Genomic DNA, 16,833 nt, shown 5'->3' on the forward strand with positions numbered 1-16,833 from the left:
CTCTGTCGGGTATAACAACAATGAACCGCATACACCTGAAATCGGCCGCCTGGTTGGCCACCCTCGCCCTGCCCTTGCCGGCGTTGGCGGACTTTATCGACGACAGCCACGCTCGGCTGGAACTGCGCAACCACTACATCAATCGCGATTTCCGCCAGAGCAACGCGCCCCAGGCCAAAGCCGAGGAATGGGCCCAGGGCTTTACGGCAAAAGTGGAATCAGGCTTCACCGACGGCATGGTCGGCTTCGGCCTCGATGCCATGGGGCAATTAGGCGTCAAGCTCGATTCCAGCCCTGACCGGCGCAACACCGGCCTGCTGCCGTTCGGTTCGAGCAGCCATGAGCCGGTCGACGACTACAGCGAGCTGGGCCTGACCGGCAAGGTGCGGGTGTCCAAGAGCACCTTGCGCCTGGGCACGCTGCAGCCGATCCTGCCGGTGGTGGTGTACAACGACACCCGATTGCTGGCCTCGACCTTCCAGGGTGGCCAGCTGACCAGCCAGGACATCGACGGGCTGACCGTCAATGCCGGGCGCTTGAGCAAGGTCAACCTGCGCGATTCGTCCGGGCGCGACGACATGGGCTACGGCGCCGCGACCAGCGACCACCTCGACTTTGGCGGTGGCAGCTACGCGCTCACCCCACAGACCAGCGTCAGTTATTACTACGCCAAGCTGCAGGACATCTACCGCCAGCAATTCGTCGGCCTGGTCGATACCCGGCCGCTGGGCGAAGGCCTGAGCCTGCGCAGCGACCTGCGTTACTTCGACAGCCGCAACGATGGCGCCGAGCGCGCCGGCAACATCGACAACCGCAACTTCAACGCCATGTTCACCCTCGGCGTACGGGCCCACAAGTTCACCGCCACCTGGCAACAGATGTCTGGCGACAGCGCCTTCCCGTTCGTCAACGGCGGCGACCCGTTCACCGTCAACCTGGTGACCTACAACACCTTCACCCGCGCCGGGCTGGACTCGTGGCAGCTGCGCTACGACTACGACTTCGTCGCCATGGGCGTCCCTGGCCTGAGCTTCATGACCCGCTACACCGATGGCCGCCACGCCGAAACCGCCAGCGTCAGCAACGGCCGTGAGCGCGAACGCGACAGCGACCTCACCTACGTCATCCAGAGCGGCCCGCTCAAGGACGTCAGCCTGCGCTGGCGCAACGTCACCTTCCGTTCCGGCAATGGCCTGACCAACGCCGTGGACGAAAACCGCCTGATCATCGGCTACACCCTGGCGCTGTGGTAACAGCGCCCACAAGAGGAAAACAGCATGTCTGACGCCCCAACCCTGCAGAGCTTCATTGCCGGCCGCTGGATCGGCCAGCACGGCGCCCAGGCCCTGCGCAGCGCCCTGGACGGCCATGTCCTGGCCTACAGCCACGAAGAACGCCCGGACTTCGCCGAAGCCGTGGAATTCGCCCGCGCGCGCGGCCTGGCCGAGCTGATGGCCATGGACTTCCAGCAGCGCGCCCAGCGCCTCAAGGCCCTGGCCCTGTACCTGGCCGAGCGCAAGGAACAGCTCTACGCCCTGTCCCACCACAGCGGCGCCACCCGCGCCGACAGCTGGATCGACATCGAGGGCGGCAATGCCACGCTGTTCAGCTACGCCGGCATCGGCAGCCGCGAACTGCCGTCGGGCAACCTGGTGCATGAAGGGCCTGCCATTGCCCTGGGCAAACAGGGCCACTTCGCCGGTAGCCACATCCTGGTGCCGCGCGCTGGCGTGGCCGTGCACATCAATGCCTTCAACTTCCCGATCTGGGGCATGCTCGAGAAGTTCGCGCCGACCTTCCTGGCTGGCATGCCGTGCATCGTCAAGCCCGCGACCTCGACCAGCTACCTGACCGAAGCCGTGGTGCGCCTGATGAACGACTCCGGCCTGCTGCCGGCGGGCAGCCTGCAACTGGTGATCGGCAGCACCGGCGACCTGCTGGAGCGCCTGCAGGGCCAGGACGTGGTGACCTTCACCGGTTCTGCAGACACCGCCGCAAAGCTGCGCGTCACGCCCAACCTGATTCGCAACTCGGTGCCGTTCACCGCCGAGGCCGATTCGCTCAACTGCGCCATCCTCGGCCCGGATGTCAGCCCGGACAGCGAAGCGTTCGAGCTGTACATCAAGGAAGTGGTGCGGGAAATGACCACCAAGGCCGGGCAGAAATGCACCGCCATTCGCCGCGCCATTGTCCCGGCCAGGCACATCGATGCGGTGGCTACCCGCCTGCGCGAGCGCCTGAGCAAGGTGGTGGTCGGTGACCCTTCGGTGGAAGGCGTGCGCATGGGTGCGCTGGCCTCCCATGACCAGCAACGCGACGTCGGCGAGCGTGTGCGCAGCCTGATGCAGAGCTGTGACCAGCTGTTCGGTGCCAGCGATGGCTTTGCTCCGCGTGGCGAAGGCGTTGCCGAAGGCGCGTTCTTCGCCCCGACCCTGTTGCTGGCCCGCGACCCGCATGCCGAGGGCGGTGCCCACGACATCGAGGCGTTCGGCCCGGTCAGCACGCTGATGGCCTATGACGACCTGGATGAAGCCCTGGCCCTGGCCGCTCGCGGCAAAGGCAGCCTGGTGGCAACCCTGGTCACCGCCGACCGCGCCGTGGCCGCCAAGGCCATCCCGGTCGCCGCCGCCTGGCACGGCCGCCTGCTGGTGCTCGACAGCGAAGCGGCCAAGGAGTCCACCGGCCACGGTTCGCCGCTGCCGCAGCTCAAGCACGGCGGCCCGGGCCGCGCCGGGGGTGGCGAGGAGCTGGGTGGCCTGCGGGCGGTCAAGCACTACCTGCAGCGCGCCGCAGTACAAGGCTCGCCCAGCATGCTGACAGCCGTCACCGGTGAATACGTGCGCGGCGCCGAAGTGATCGAGACCGAAGTGCACCCGTTCCGCCGCTACTTCGACGACTTGCGCATCGGCGAATCGCTGCTGACCCACCGCCGCACCGTGACCGAAGCCGACCTGGTCAACTTCGGCTGCCTGTCGGGCGACCATTTCTACATGCACTTCGATGAGATCGCAGCCAAGGAGTCGCAGTTCGGCAAGCGCATCGCCCATGGCTACTTCGTGCTCGCCGCTGCCGCCGGGCTGTTCGTCTCGCCAGGCGCCGGGCCGGTGCTGGCCAACTACGGGCTGGATACCCTGCGCTTCATCAACCCGGTGGGGATCGGTGACACGATCCAGGCGCGGCTGACCTGCAAGCGCAAGATCGACCAGGGCAAGACCAGCCCTCTGGGGCAGCCGCAAGGGGTGGTGGCCTGGGACGTGGAGGTCACCAATCAGCTCGGTGAGCTGGTGGCCAGCTATGACATTCTGACCCTGGTGCTGAAGAAGTAAGTGATGGATTGGCTGTGCCGGCCTCTTCGCGGCTAAAGCCACTCCCACAGGGACTGCGCATACCCTGTGGGAGCGGCTTTAGCCGCGAAGAGGCCGGTACAGGCAGCACTAAAGGCACATGGCCACCTCGTACATCCGCCCTAATGCCCTGCCCGCTCCTCGGCGCTATAGTCCCGCCATCCGCCACACCCCACGCCAAGGAAGCCTCCACCATGAAACCCGCCAAGCTCCTGCTGAGCGCCGCTGTCCTGTTCACCGTCGCCGGTTGCCAGACCATCAAGCCCTCCGAGCAGACCCTCAAGGAACGCGCCGAGTTCGCCCTCAACACCCCGGTCAGCAAGGTCGCCAACGTGCGCAACGACAGCACCCTGACCTACTACACCGTCACCACCGCCAAGGGCGAATACAACTGCCAGATGCCCAGCGGCGCCATCGTCGCGGTCAGCGGCATGGGCCTCTATGAGCCGACCCCGTCCTGCCTCAAGGAAGGCCAGGCGATCATCCTGCAGTAATGTTGCCTCTGCCCCCGGCGCCGCGCTCCGTTTCCGGCGCCGCTGGCAGCTCGCGTAACGCCCGCAGGGCCGTGCGCAATTCCGCCGGGCGCACCGGCTTGGACAAGAGCGCGATATTGCGCCCCTGCACGATCGCCTGGATCTTCTCCAGGTCATGACCGGTCATGATCAACGCCGGCACCTCCCAGCCCCGCTGTGCGCGCAAGCTGTCGATGCAGTCGACCCCGGTGGCGTCCTGGCCCAGGTCGTAGTCGGCAACGATCACGTCGCAGTCGCTGACCAGCCCCACGGGTGAACCATGCGCTTCAACTTCGCAGCCCCAGCGCTGCAGCAGCGCCGATGTCGCACGCAAAACGTTGTGATCATCTTCCACCAGGCACACCTTCAGACCCGTGAGCATCGCGCCTTGCAACACCTGCTGTTCACTGCTGCGGGCCAACGGTTGTGCCGCGAGGTGCGGCAAGCCTTGCAGGCTCACCGCCGTGCCATGCCCCACGTGCGAGCGCAGCTGTACCTGCAAACCCATCAAATGCCCCAGGCGCTTGACGATCGAAAGGCCCAGGCCCACGCCTTCAACATCCTTGTCGCGCACCTGGCGCACCCGGTAGAACTCTTCAAAGACCAGGCCCTGATGCGCTTCATCGATCCCGCGACCCTGGTCATAGACCACGATGGCCAGCGCCTGACCATGACGCCGCACGCCGATCAGCAGCGGCCGCTGGGCCGCATACTTGAAACTGTTGGAGAGCACGTTCTGCACCATGGTCGCGAGCATGCCGCGGTCGGCGCGGGTCCAGTAACGGCAAGGGTGCAGGCGCATCTCGACACCTGCCCAGCGCGCCGCCTCGGCGTTCTGGCGCAGCAGCTCGGCGAGAAACTCATGCAGCGCAAAGGCCTCGTACTTCGGTTGCACCCGGCCGTTGTCCAGCGTGTACAGGTCGAGGATCGAGCGGAACAGCTGCGACACGTTGAGCAGCGAGCGGTCGATGCTGTCCACCAGGCGCCGCTCCTGCTCGGCCAGCGGCGCTTCACGCAGGCAGGCGGTGAACAGGCCAATGGAGTGGATCGGTTGACGCAGGTCATGGCTGGCCTGGGCCAGAAAACGCGATTTCTCCTGGGTGGCCGCCATCGCCAGCTCCGAGGCCTTGCGCGTGCGCTCCAGCAGCATATGGGCGTAGAGCGGGATGACCGTACTGGTGGTGAGCAGCATCAGCACCATGAACGGGTTGGCCTGCCAGTAAGGGTTCAGCTGGTACACCGCCACCAGTGCGGTCAACGCCAGCACCGTGGCGATGGCCAGGTAGCGGGTGCCGAAGCGCATGCCGTTGCCGAGGTTGACCCAGACCATCACCGCATACAGCGGCAACGCCGCTTCGCCGCCCAGCACCAGGCCGAAGCAGGTGCCGGTGTAGTCGTGCACGATGCCCAGCACCCGCCGCCACGGGTAGTGCCCCGGCCAGCGGGCAATGGCCTGGCGCAGGCCGATCGACAGCAGGATGAAGCTGATGATGTAGTAGATCACCGGCAGGTAGCTGTCGATCGACTCACCCGGCAGGAAACCCAGCACAGTGATGTAGACCAGCGCGCAACTGGCGACGATGACGCGCAGGTTGGCCTGGTCGAGTTCGTTGTTCTTGTTGTAGTCCATGGTCGACGTCCTTGTGCACGGGGTCGCATAAACGCCCTCGTGTCGCAGCGCTTGCCGTTGTCGACTGCTAAGTTAGCATGGTCGGGAAAACCGTCGTTCACAGGGAGTGCCAGATCGTGACGTGCCGCATCATCGTGGCGGACGACCATCCACTGTTCAGGGAGGCTATGGTCCGTACCGTGCAGCGGGTTTTGCCGCAGGCCCAGCTTGAGGAGGCCGGCGACCTGCAGCAGGTGCTGGCGCTGGCCCGCGAGGGCGAGGCGCCGGACACGCTGATTCTCGACCTGCGCTTCCCGGGGCTCGACTGCATCGAGCGACTGGCCGAACTGCGTCAGCTGTTGCGCCGTACCACGCTGATCATCGTGTCGATGGTCGATGACCCGGCGCTGATCGAGCATGTCATGGCCAGCGGCGTGGACGGGTTCATCGGCAAAAGCGTCGCGCCAGAGGAGCTCGGCGCAGCTATCCTGGCCATCCGAGACGGCGAGGTGCTGGTCAAGTACAGCCCTTCGGGGTTGTTGCCGAGCCTGGGTAGCGTCAGCGAACTGGAACAGCTCACCCACCGCCAGCAGGAGGTGCTAAGGCTGATCGCCCAAGGCAAGACCAACAAGGAAATCGCCCGCGCCCTGGACATCTCGCCGTTCACCGTACGCATTCACGTGTCATCGTTGCTCAAGGCGCTCAATGTCACCTCGCGCACGGCGGCGGCGGTCAAGTACAGCGGTACCTGATTGTTCAACTGGTCACGCTGGAGTCACTGACTGTCTGGCTGGGCTTGCTGCCTGAAAGCCGCCAACTCACGGCGGTTATCCCGTAGCGCTCAGCCATCGGCCGGCTCACTTTCTTGATCTTCTCTCGCCCGAACTTCGGGATGATGCCGATCCCTGCATCACAACTCGCCCAATGCCAGGCCTCGGCGTTATCGATTTTCTCGAGCCGGATAATGAAGCTGCGCGGCTGGCCGTGCAGCAGGTAATCGATAATGTACAGCTGGGGACTAGGCATCACGCGGCCCTCCTCTTCTCCATGGATGACTCTTTCATTGAGTGATGCCGTCCGCTAAAAATTCAAAAAGATTGTCGAACCCTTCAACGCCAGGCGGCGGGCGCTACTGCTGAGGCTGGCGGCCCCCGCCGTGGCTGTTCTGCCCGCCCTTGCGGCCGGCTTCCGATGCCCGCTGCCGGTCGTTGGCGAAGTTGCCGCCCGACGCCTGGCCACCTTTATGGCCAGCACGGGAGGCCCGTTCGCGGTCATTGGCGAAGTTGCCCGGGTTGGTTTCCTTGGTGCCGCCACGTTGTCCGGTCCGTTGTTGATCAGCAGCCATGTCGTTTCTCCTTGCGATGCGGATGGGTTTGGCGCATGAAACGGTGCCATGCCTTGGTTCGGAACAGCCCATGGGCGGGTCTGCTCAATCGGATTGCGTGCGGCTGACCGGTGGCGCGAAAGGCCCTCGGTAAAAATGCTTGTGCGGTGGGTTTTGGCCAGGCAATTTTTTTGCTGGGCCACTGTCACAACTGCACGGTTACAACTGCAACCGGCCCGACACTGCCAAGCCTCGCGACAGAGCCGACGAGCGGCCTATAATGCTCGCTCATCTGCCCGGCGATGCTTCAAAGGGCCACCCTCCAGGTCTGCACAAGGCATCTTCATGACTGAGCAACCCGCATCGCCGCAAAACCCCGCGCTGAGCCCCAGCCACCTGGATTTCCCGGTGGTCGGCATCGGCGCCTCGGCTGGCGGCCTGGAGGCCATTCGCACCTTCTTCCAGCAGATGCCCGGCGATTGCGGCGCGGCCTTCGTGGTGGTGTTGCACCTGTCGCCCGACCACCAGAGCGTGGCCGACCGGATCATCCAGGAAGCCACGCCGATGCCGGTGCGCCAGGTCACTGAGCCGGTGCCGATCGAACGCAACCACGTCTATGTGATTTCCCCGGCCAACCGCCTTTCCACCAACGATGGCTACCTGCGCGTCACCCCGGCCAATCGCCGACGCGGCGACCATGTGGCCATCGACCTGTTCTTCCGTGACCTGGCCGACGTGCACAAGGACCACGCCTTCTGCGTGGTGTTGTCGGGCACCGGTGCCGATGGCGCGGTAGGCCTGTCGCGGATCAAGGAGCAAGGTGGGGTAACCCTGGTGCAGACCCCGGACGACGCCCAATACGACAGCATGCCGCGCGCCGCCATCGAAACCGCCATGGTCGACCTGGTGCTGCCGGCTGCCGAGATGCCACAGAAACTGATGGAGCTGTGGCGCTCGGCGAGCCAGGTGAAATTGCCAGAGATCGAAGACGATACCCTGCCACCACCGCTGGGCACCCGCGCCGGCGATGCCCAGGCCGCCGAGCCCTTGCTCGACGAAATCCTGCTGCAACTGCGCAACGCCACCGGCCACGACTTCCAGCATTACAAGCGCGCCACCGTGCTACGGCGGATCGAGCGCCGCCTGCACGTGACCGGGCAGACCGAGCTGGGTGGCTACCTGCGCTACCTGGAGCAGCACAGCAGCGAAGCCACGGCCTTGCTGGGCGACATGCTGATCGGCGTGACCAACTTCTTCCGCGACCGGGAAGCGTTCGAATCGCTGGAGCGTCATGTTCTGCCGCAACTGGTCAGCCAAGGCGAAGACAATCGCGAGATCCGCGTCTGGTCGGCCGGCTGCTCCACTGGCGAAGAGGCCTACAGCCTGGCCATGCTGGTGTGTGAGCAGCTGGCCCTGGAGCAGCGTGCAAGCAAGGTCCAGGTGTTTGCCACCGACCTCGACGCACGCGCCATCGGCATCGCCCGCACGGGCTCCTATCCCGAGGCGATCGTCACCGACGTGCCGCCCACTCGGCTGCGCCAGTTCTTCGTCAAGGAGGACCAGCATTACCGGGTGCGCAAGGAGGTGCGGGAGAAGGTGCTGTTCGCCCGCCACAACCTGCTGTCCGACCCGCCGTTCTCGCAGATCGACCTGATCGTCTGCCGCAACCTGCTGATCTACCTGGACCGCGAAGTCCAGCACGACATCCTGCAAATGTTCCACTACGCCCTGCGCAGCGGCGGCTACCTGTTCCTGGGTACGTCCGAATCGGCCGATGTGGCCGGTGAGCTGTTCGTCCCGGTGGACAAACGCAACCGCATCTTCCGCGCCCGTGAGGTCAGCCAGGCCGGCCGCAGTTCAGGCCGGCAGCTGCCCGGTGCGAACATGGCCAATATCGCCCAGGACCTGCAGGCCAAGACCAAGCCCGGGCGCAAGCCGTCCTATGCCGAGATGCACCATCGGGCCCTGGCCCGGCGCATGCCGCCAAGCCTGATCATCGATGGCGAGGGCAACATCCTGCACATGAGCGACGGCGTTGGGCGCTACCTGCAGCTGGCGGGGGGCGAGCCGAGCCGCAACCTCCTCAACCTGGTGCTGCCGAGCCTGCGCCTGGCCTTGCGCAGCACGCTGTTCCAGGCCCGCCAGGGCACCGATGCCGTCACCTCGCGGCCGGTCGACCTTGGCGAGGGTGAACATCGGCAGCAGGTGGAAATTACCGTGCAGCCCTTCAAGGACGAACTGAGCACCAGCGAGTGCCTGCTGGTCGTGTTCGAAGAGCGTGCCCCCGACCCGACCTTGCCGCTGCCAGGGGTTATCCGCCAGACCGACAGCATGGTCCTGAACAACCTGGAGCGCGAACTGCAGCGCACCCGCCTGCTATTGCAGGAAACCATCGAACAGTCGGAGGTTTCCAGCGAAGAGCTGACCGCCTCCAACGAAGAAATGCAGGCCATCAACGAAGAGCTGCGCTCGGCCAGCGAAGAGCTGGAAACCAGCAAGGAAGAGCTGCAGTCGATCAACGAGGAGCTGCTCACGGTCAACTACGAGCTCAAGAACAAGGTCGAGGAGACCGACAAGGTCAACGACTACCTGAGCAACCTGATTGCCTCGACCGATATCGCCACGGTGTTCGTCGACCGCAACCTGCACATTCGCTGGTTCACCCCACGCGCCACCGACCTGTTCAACATGCTGCCGGTGGATACCGGCCGCTCGCTGCTGGACATCACCCACCGCCTCGATTACCCGGCCCTGGCCGATGATGCCCGCGCCGTGGCCAAGGGCGAAACCACCATCGAGCGTGAGATCGGCGCCCAGGACAATCACTGGTACCTGGCGCGCCTGCTGCCCTATCGCGCCAGCGAACAGAAGATCGACGGCACCGTGCTGACCTTCATCGACATCAGCAAGAACCACGCCGCCGAAGAGCGCGTGCGCCTCGGTGAAGAGCGCCTGAGCAAGCAACTGGCCGAATCGCAGAGCTCCAGCCACATGAAAGACGAGTTCTTCGCGGTGATGTCCCACGAGCTGAAGCACCCGCTCAACCTGATCCAGCTCAATGCCGAAATCCTCCGCCGGCTGCCCACGATCAAGAGCATCGGCGCTGCCAGCAAGGCGGTTGGCACCATCTGCGAAGCCGTGTCCAGCCAGGCCCGGATCATCGATGACCTGCTCGATGTCGCGCGCATTCGCACCGGCAAGCTCAAGCTCAAGACCGAACCGGTGGACCTCGGCGCGATTGTGCGGGGCATCCATGCGGTGGTGCTGAGCGAGCAGCATCCTTGCCCGGTGCACCTGGAGGTGCCCGCCGATGACCTGCCGCTGATGATCGACGGCGACCTGACGCGCCTGGAGCAGATCATCTGGAACCTGCTGAACAACGCGCTGAAGTTCAGCCCGCCAGGCGGTGACATTCGCCTGGTGCTGAGCCACGACGAAACGCACGCACGTCTGCAGGTGATCGACCAGGGCGTGGGCTTGAGCCACGACAACCTGGAGCATATCTTCGACCTGTTCAGCCAGGCGGCGCCGCAGGTGGCCAGCCATGGCCGAGAAGGCCTCGGCATTGGCCTGTCGCTGGTGCGCCAGCTCGCTGAAGCGCATGGCGGCAGTGTCGAAGCCAGCTCGGCGGGGCTTGGCAAGGGCTGCACCTTTACCGTCCGCCTGCCGTTGTGCGACCCCGGGCTGCAACTGCGTTCAGATAACCCGGAACCTGCCAGCCAGGGACGGTTGCAAGGCACGACGATATTGCTGGTCGACGACTCGCCTGAAGTCCTGGAAGTCATGCAGGCGTTGCTGGAGATGGAAAGCGCCGTAGTCGCGGCCTACAGCAATCCGCTGAAGGCGCTGGAGGCCGCAGCCAGCGGCGACTATGACGTGATCATCTCGGACATCGGCATGCCGGGCATGGACGGTCACGCGCTGATCAGGGCCTTGCGCGGCCTCGCCCACCTGCGCCACACGCCAGCGATCGCCCTCACCGGCTACGGTGCCAGCGCCGATCAGCATAAGTCGCGCCAGTCTGGCTTCGATCGCCACCTGAACAAGCCGGTGGGTTATGACGAACTGGTCGAGGCCATTGAGGCGCTAAGCGGCTCGGTGCCTTACTGAATCCACAGGGATTGCGCCAGCTCCAGGAAATTGGGCAAGACAATTGCTCAAGACAATTGCTCAAGTTTCGGCATTCAGGCGTGCACACTCCACTGGCTGGTTTCGGCTTCGATCGGCATTTCGTCGATGGCGTGGATCATCCCGCTGTCCAGCGCCTCCTTGGGCCCCAGTATCCGTGGGTAGGCCATCAGGTAGCGCGGCACATCCAGCACTTCGCTGCTGCCCTCGGTACGTTCGGCGACGATCTGCGCATACAGGCGCAGGTCGTAATCCAGGCTCATGGCGTACTCGGCCATGCGCGAGTGATCCACCGAGCCATGCAATGTCCAGTGAAACGGGTGGAACAGGAACTTGCTGTAGCTGCACGCCGTGCGGTGCTCACCCGCCAGAAACAGGATGTTACCCATCGACTCGACGGTGCCGAGGTTGTGGGTGTGCACGCTGATTGGCAAGGCCCGCAGGAAGTTGTACAGGGTAAAGCCGTAGCTGCACTCGCCGCCCATGGTGGCAATGTTCAGCTGCAGCGCGTCGGCACCCTGCTGCATGGCGCGCGAGCAGGTGTTGATCAGGTTGCCGCAAGTGGATGAATTGATCGGTCCGGTAAAGTGAATGATATGTCTGGCCATGCTTGCCTCCGGTTCTGGCAGGTCATTCCTTGGGGTTCTGCCCATCGTCGCCGCGCTCAGCCATCTGTTGGTATTGCTTGCGCAAGGCATGCAGTTCGGCCGGGTCCATGTGCTCCAGGTCGAGCAATGCCATATGCGCCTTCTGGGTGGTGCGCAGCAATTCGTCGATCTTGATATGCAGCTCGTCGTTGTCACGGTTCTGGGTGTTCTGAATCAGGAACACCATCAGGAAGGTGACGATGGTGGTCGAGGTATTGATCACCAGTTGCCAGGTGTCGTTGAAATCGAACAGCGGCCCGGAGATGCCCCAGACCAGAATCACCAGGAAAGCGACACCAAACGTCAGCGGTCGACCGGTCCAGTTGGCCAGCCCCTGACAGAAACGGTCGAATTTCATAGCGACGGACTCCTGTGCTGCATATCTGCTATGCGGTGGAATCGCTGAGGCCGGCAAAGTTCAACTCTGGGCGCCAAGGATGCCTTCGATCATCTGCGCTGAACCCTTGCCGCCCTGCCCCTGTCGCACATTCAGGTGACGTGCAATGGGGCAGGCTATGAGGAAAACAGTGTGAGCGATATCCGCATCGGTATTTCCGGATGGCGCTATGGGCCGTGGCGCAAGGACTTCTACCCCAAGGGCCTGCGCCAGGATAGCGAGCTGGCATTTGCTTCGCGGGCTGTTAACAGCATCGAGATCAATGGCTCGTTCTACAGCCTGCAAACCCCTGAGCGCTATGTGAACTGGCGTGACGAAACGCCGGAGGACTTCATTTTTGCGGTCAAGGGTCCGCGCTATATCACCCATGTGCGACGGCTAAAGGAGGTCGAAGAGGCTATCGCCAATTTCTACGCTTCCGGCCCGCTACTGCTGGGGGACAAACTGGGGCCGTTCCTTTGGCAATTTCCGCCGAACATGAAGTTCGACGAAGAACGGTTCAGCCAGTTCTTCCAGTTGCTGCCCAAGGATCGCAAGGCTGCTCGTGCCTGTGCACAAGGCTGTGCCGAACGCCTCAAGGATAACGGTGGCACCGCCATCAAGGGCAATGCGCGCTTGCGTCATGCGGTGGAGATCCGCCATGAGAGCTTTCTCTGCGATACCTTCATCAAACTGCTGCGCAAGCACCGCGTCGCCTTGGTCGTGGCGGACAGCGCAGGCAAGTGGCCCTATGTCGAAGATGTGACCAGCGATTTCGTCTATATGCGCCTGCACGGTGATGTCGAGCTGTACAGCAGTGGCTATACCGCGCGTGCCCTGAAACGGTGGAAACAGCGCATTCAGGCCTGGGCCGCAGGCGGCCAGGTGGAGGATGCGCACCTGGTCGTGGCCAAGGCGCCGCCTCGGCGAGCGTCGCGCGATGTCTACTGTTACTTCGACAACGATCAGAAAGTTCATGCGCCCTACGATGCGCGGCGGCTGCTGGAAAAGCTCAAGCTGGATTACCACCTGCTCACCGAGCCGGGCGTGGAACCGGAGGTGCCGCTGTGAACAAGACCCTGCCCTTGCCGCGCTGCGTCATCGACAAGGTGACCGCCGTGCACCGGCTGAACGTGCTGACCATCAACGTGCACAAGGGTTTCACCCTGTTCAACCGGCGCTTCATCCTCCCCGAGTTGCGCGAAGCGGTGCGCGCCACCCATGCCGACCTGGTGTTTCTCCAGGAAGTCCACGGCAGCCATCAGCAGCACGCCGTGCGCCACCCGGCATGGCCGCAGACGCCGCAGTACGAATTTCTCGCCGACAGCATGTGGCCGCAATTCGCCTACGGCCGCAACGCGGTATACCCCGATGGTGACCACGGTAATGCCCTGCTGTCGAAGTTCCCGATCACACACCACGAAAACCTCGACGTGTCGATCCAGGGCAACGAACAGCGCGGCCTGCTGCATTGCCGCCTGGAGGTGCCAGGGCATGAGCAGGTGCACGCGATCTGCGTGCACCTTGGGCTGCGCGAAGCGCACCGGCAAAGCCAGGTGCAGCTGTTGCTGGAGCTGCTTGACCGCCTGCCGGCGCAGGCTCCGGTGATCATCGCCGGCGACTTCAATGACTGGCGGCTAAAGGCCGACGCTGTGCTCTCCGAGCGCCTGGTGGAGGCCTTTGGCGAACACTTCGGCAGCCCTGCACGCAGCTTCCCGGCTCGCCTGCCGTTACTGCGCCTGGACCGCATCTACCTGCGCAATGCCATGCCGACCAAGGCTCAGGTGCTGTCCATGTATCCCTGGTCGCATCTGTCCGACCATGCCCCACTGGCTGCGGAGATCACCCTGTGAACAGACCTTGGATCGATGGCAACCGTATCGAACTGTTGATCAATGGCGAGCAGTATTATCCCCGTGTCTTCGAGGCAATGGCCCAGGCACAGGAAGAGATCCTGCTGGAAACGTTCATCATCTTCGACGACAAGGTCGGCCAGCAATTACAGCGTGTGCTGATCGATGCCGCCCGGCGTGGCGTGCGGGTGGAGGTCGCAGTGGACGGCTACGGCACCGCCGACCTGCCCGACAGCTTCGTGGCGGCGCTGACCGATGCCGGTGTCAGCTTCCATGCCTTCGACCCGCAACCCAGGGTGGCCGGCATGCGCACCAACCTGTTCCGGCGCCTGCACCGCAAGATCGTGGTGATCGATGGTGAGCGGGCCTTCATCGGCGGGATCAACTACAGCGCCGACCACCTGGGCGATTTTGGCCCCATGGCCAAGCAGGACTATGCCGTGGAGGTGACCGGGCCGGTGGTGGCGCAGGTGCATGCCGCCAGCCGCAGGCTGATGGCGCCGGTGCTGGAGCCGCCCAGCGAGATCCGGCCCCAGACGGCACCGACAGGATCGAGTACGGCGGTGCTGGTGGAACGCGACAACCGCCTGCGCCGCACCGCTATCGAAGCCCATTACCTGCAAGCGCTGCGCACGGCACGCCAGCGGGTGGTCGTGGCCAATGCCTATTTCTTCCCGGGCTACCGCCTCATGCGTGAACTGCGCAACGCCGCGCGCCGGGGGGTCGAAGTCACGTTGATCCTTCAGGGCCAGCCGGACATGCGCTGGGTGCGCGCCTTGTCGCGCCTGCTCTACAACTACCTGCTGCGCGACGGAGTACGCATCCATGAATATTGCCAGCGGCCGCTGCACGGCAAAGTGGCGCTGGTCGATAACGAGTGGGCCACGGTCGGCTCCAGCAACCTCGACCCCCTGAGCCTGTCGTTCAACCTGGAAGCCAACCTGTTCATCCGCGACCCGGCATTCAACCAGCAATTGTACGAGCACCTGCAGGCCCTCGCAGACGAGCAATGCAAGCCGGTGACGCTGGAGCGGATGATCCGTGGCTACTGGTGGCGTGCACCGCTGATCTTCGTGTGTTTCCACGTCATCCGGCATTTTCCGCGGATCGCTGGCTGGTTTCCCGCCCACCGCCAGCGCCTGCGTTCGCTGCAGCCGGAAGTCGCAGCTGAGGGCGATCTGCATGAGGGCAACACCTGATGGCGCAGAAAACCTGGCAATTCTGGGGCAAGCGTTTGTTCACCGTGGCGTTCCTGATCCTGATACCGGTGCTGCTGTACTTTCTTGCGCGCAACCTTGACTGGAACGAGGTGCGCCAGTCACTGCTGGCCTACCAGCCGGGCACGCTGGCCATCGGCCTGGCCCTGGCACTGTGCAGCTACCTGCTCTTCGCCAGCTACGACCTGCTGGCCCGGGCGTACACCGGCCACCACCTGAGCGCCCGACAGGTGCTGCCGGTGGCCTTCGTGTGTTATGCCTTCAATCTCAACTTCACCACCTGGGTGGGTGGCGTGGCCTTGCGTTACCGCCTGTACAGCCGCCTGGGCCTGGATACGCCAACCATCACCCGCATCCTCACCCTGGGCCTGCTGACCAACTGGATGGGCTACATGCTGCTGGCTGGCAGCGTGTTTGCCCTGGGCCTGGTCAAGCTGCCGGCCAACTGGGCGGTGGGGGCCAGCGGTCTGCGGTTGATCGGCGTGTTGTTGCTGGCGATCGCAATCGGCTACCTGCTGGCGTGTGGCCTGGCAAAAAAGCGCACCTGGCGCTGGCGCGAGCACGAAGTCACCCTGCCCTCGCTGCGCCTGGCCCTGTGCCAGGTCGCGTTGGGCGCAAGCAACTGGGCGATGATGGCCTTGCTGATTTACTGGCTGCTGCCCGGCGAGGCGTTCTACCCGTCAATCCTCGGCATCCTGTTGATCAGCTGTGTGGCCGGGGTGGTCGCCCATATACCGGCCGGCCTTGGCGTGCTCGAAACGGTGTTCCTTGCCCTGCTCCACGGGCAGCTTGGCCAAGGCACGCTGGTGGCGGCGCTGCTGGGTTATCGGACGTTGTATTACCTGGTACCGCTGGTGGTCGCCGTCCTCACTTACCTGATCCTGGAAAAGCGCGCCAAGGCCATGCGCCAACGCGATAAACCGGCCTGATCGGCCTGGGAGGTAGTCCTGCGCGTTGCTGCAATGATGATGTTGCTCGGTAGCCTGGCCAGCGGCGAAGCCGCCCCTGCCCAAGGCACCTGGCAAACCCCTTGATTCAAGGTGAGATCGGGTCACTGGCCGGGAAAGTCTCGTCCAGCGCATTGTCCACACTGCTCTCGTTCGGCTGGGTCGCTTGGCCGCACTTGCAATCGGCCGTGCGGCAAGGTTCGCCATTGCGATGCCCGCTGGCGCAAGCTTCGCAGCAATAGGCTTTGCCGCCCTGCTGCACGGCATTGGCATCGACGGTGCAGCTGCAATGGTTACAGGCACAACGTTGCTCGTTCATGGTGTTTCTCCCTCGTCATCCTCGATGACGTCATCGGTCCAAGGTTCGCCGTCCAGCGGTGCGGAGCGTGCAAGCTCGGCCTCGTCCAGGCCGATGCCACCGCCAATCTCGTCGGCATCCACGCGGCGCAGGGTCTGGTCCGCCGGCGCGCCGCTGCCGGGTTCATGGGGGTCGCGGGCGCCGGTTTCGTCCAGCAGCGTGTCCGGGCTGAGGTCATCGTAGGTAACGTTGTCTTCATGCAGGCTGTCGCTCAGCGCCTCGCCACCGGTCATTCCACTTTCGGCAACCCGGCGCGCCGGGAACTCCTGCGCAACCTCCGCGGCGGGCCGCTCATCACCCACCCGGCCTTGGTGGTCGTCCTGGTCATTGAAGTCCAGTTCATGAACGCTGCCCATGCGGTCTTCGGTGGTGTCAATTTCGGTAGGTGTGTAGGGCTTGAGGTCATCAGGTCGGGTCATTTCCGTTCTCCATCGGTCCGGTACACACGGTCGACTCCGCCAAGCTGCGGATGATTCAGAGTTTTTTTGAACTACCGTGCGGGCGGCCTCCTCCCAATC

The 16,833-nt window shown here is 64.1% G+C and carries 16 protein-coding genes; 9 read left to right on the forward strand and 7 right to left on the reverse strand.

All coding sequences use genetic code 11. The features are described from left to right. The first annotated feature begins 20 nt into the window (after positions 1-20). The 3 genes from F6X59_RS18330 (at position 21) to F6X59_RS18340 (ending at position 3,838) form a co-directional block, all read left to right on the forward strand. Complete coding sequence (locus tag F6X59_RS18330) at positions 21-1,253, forward strand: OprD family porin (protein ID WP_152957437.1); 1,233 nt, start codon at positions 21-23, stop codon at positions 1,251-1,253. A 24-nt stretch (positions 1,254-1,277) separates the two neighbouring features. Then, complete coding sequence (paaZ, locus tag F6X59_RS18335) at positions 1,278-3,326, forward strand: phenylacetic acid degradation bifunctional protein PaaZ (RefSeq protein ID WP_152957438.1); 2,049 nt, start codon at positions 1,278-1,280, stop codon at positions 3,324-3,326. A gap of 212 nt (positions 3,327-3,538) precedes the next feature. Beyond that, positions 3,539-3,838 (forward strand): hypothetical protein, encoded by a 300-nt coding sequence (locus F6X59_RS18340; RefSeq protein WP_152957439.1) that lies wholly within the window; start codon positions 3,539-3,541, stop codon positions 3,836-3,838. Here the strand turns inward: F6X59_RS18340 and F6X59_RS18345 are convergent. After that, positions 3,825-5,486, reverse strand: a complete 1,662-nt coding sequence (locus F6X59_RS18345; RefSeq protein WP_152957440.1) for a hybrid sensor histidine kinase/response regulator — start codon at positions 5,484-5,486, stop codon at positions 3,825-3,827. The genes F6X59_RS18340 and F6X59_RS18345 overlap by 14 nt on opposite strands. Positions 5,487-5,602: 116 nt before the next feature. On the opposite strand from F6X59_RS18345, the gene F6X59_RS18350 reads away from it, so the two are divergent. Further along, positions 5,603-6,217: a response regulator transcription factor gene (locus F6X59_RS18350; protein ID WP_346652068.1), complete on the forward strand. Its 615-nt coding sequence runs from the start codon at positions 5,603-5,605 to the stop codon at positions 6,215-6,217. Between the two features lie 4 nt (positions 6,218-6,221). Here the strand turns inward: F6X59_RS18350 and F6X59_RS18355 are convergent, their stop codons facing one another. Further along, positions 6,222-6,491, reverse strand: a complete 270-nt coding sequence (locus F6X59_RS18355) for a DUF6555 family protein (protein ID WP_152957442.1) — start codon at positions 6,489-6,491, stop codon at positions 6,222-6,224. Between the two features lie 103 nt (positions 6,492-6,594). After that, positions 6,595-6,810: a general stress protein gene (locus F6X59_RS18360; RefSeq protein WP_152957443.1), complete on the reverse strand. Its 216-nt coding sequence runs from the start codon at positions 6,808-6,810 to the stop codon at positions 6,595-6,597. Between the two features lie 324 nt (positions 6,811-7,134). Here F6X59_RS18360 and F6X59_RS18365 point away from each other — a divergent pair, with 324 nt between their 5' ends. Next, the gene (locus tag F6X59_RS18365; RefSeq protein WP_152957444.1) at positions 7,135-10,899 is read left to right on the forward strand and encodes a CheR family methyltransferase; all 3,765 of its coding nucleotides are present in this window, start codon (positions 7,135-7,137) and stop codon (positions 10,897-10,899) included. Between the two features lie 74 nt (positions 10,900-10,973). On the opposite strand, the gene F6X59_RS18370 is transcribed toward F6X59_RS18365, so the two are convergent. Both F6X59_RS18370 and F6X59_RS18375 read right to left on the reverse strand, forming a co-directional pair. Then, positions 10,974-11,525 (reverse strand): ATP-dependent Clp protease proteolytic subunit, encoded by a 552-nt coding sequence (locus F6X59_RS18370; RefSeq protein WP_152957445.1) that lies wholly within the window; start codon positions 11,523-11,525, stop codon positions 10,974-10,976. Positions 11,526-11,547: 22 nt separating this feature from the next. Then, positions 11,548-11,922: a low affinity iron permease family protein gene (locus F6X59_RS18375; protein WP_152957446.1), complete on the reverse strand. Its 375-nt coding sequence runs from the start codon at positions 11,920-11,922 to the stop codon at positions 11,548-11,550. A gap of 171 nt (positions 11,923-12,093) precedes the next feature. Between F6X59_RS18375 and F6X59_RS18380 the strand changes: the two genes are divergently transcribed. Genes F6X59_RS18380 through F6X59_RS18395 form a run of 4 tightly spaced genes read left to right on the forward strand, consistent with a single transcriptional unit; the run spans position 12,094 to position 15,939 of the window. Then, entirely contained in the window at positions 12,094-13,011 is a 918-nt protein-coding gene (locus tag F6X59_RS18380; RefSeq protein ID WP_372240440.1) for a DUF72 domain-containing protein, read from the forward strand. Then, a complete protein-coding gene (locus tag F6X59_RS18385) occupies positions 13,008-13,793 on the forward strand; it encodes an endonuclease/exonuclease/phosphatase family protein (RefSeq protein ID WP_346652064.1) in 786 nt (261 codons plus the stop codon). Before F6X59_RS18380 ends, F6X59_RS18385 begins: the two co-directional genes overlap by 4 nt. Further along, positions 13,790-14,992 (forward strand): cardiolipin synthase ClsB, encoded by a 1,203-nt coding sequence (gene clsB / locus F6X59_RS18390; RefSeq protein WP_372240441.1) that lies wholly within the window; start codon positions 13,790-13,792, stop codon positions 14,990-14,992. Before F6X59_RS18385 ends, clsB begins: the two co-directional genes overlap by 4 nt. Next, complete coding sequence (locus F6X59_RS18395) at positions 14,992-15,939, forward strand: lysylphosphatidylglycerol synthase domain-containing protein (RefSeq protein WP_152957449.1); 948 nt, start codon at positions 14,992-14,994, stop codon at positions 15,937-15,939. The genes clsB and F6X59_RS18395 overlap by 1 nt, the downstream gene beginning before the upstream one ends. A gap of 106 nt (positions 15,940-16,045) precedes the next feature. On the opposite strand, the gene F6X59_RS18400 is transcribed toward F6X59_RS18395, so the two are convergent. Then, the gene (locus tag F6X59_RS18400) at positions 16,046-16,276 is read right to left on the reverse strand and encodes a metallothionein (RefSeq protein WP_152957450.1); all 231 of its coding nucleotides are present in this window, start codon (positions 16,274-16,276) and stop codon (positions 16,046-16,048) included. Then, positions 16,273-16,734 (reverse strand): phosphotransferase system, HPr-related protein, encoded by a 462-nt coding sequence (locus tag F6X59_RS18405; RefSeq protein ID WP_152957451.1) that lies wholly within the window; start codon positions 16,732-16,734, stop codon positions 16,273-16,275. Before F6X59_RS18405 ends, F6X59_RS18400 begins: the two co-directional genes overlap by 4 nt. Positions 16,735-16,833 lie beyond the last annotated feature (99 nt).

It is taken from the genome of Pseudomonas sp. MN1F (assembly GCF_009391885.1).
Classification (GTDB): domain Bacteria; phylum Pseudomonadota; class Gammaproteobacteria; order Pseudomonadales; family Pseudomonadaceae; genus Aquipseudomonas.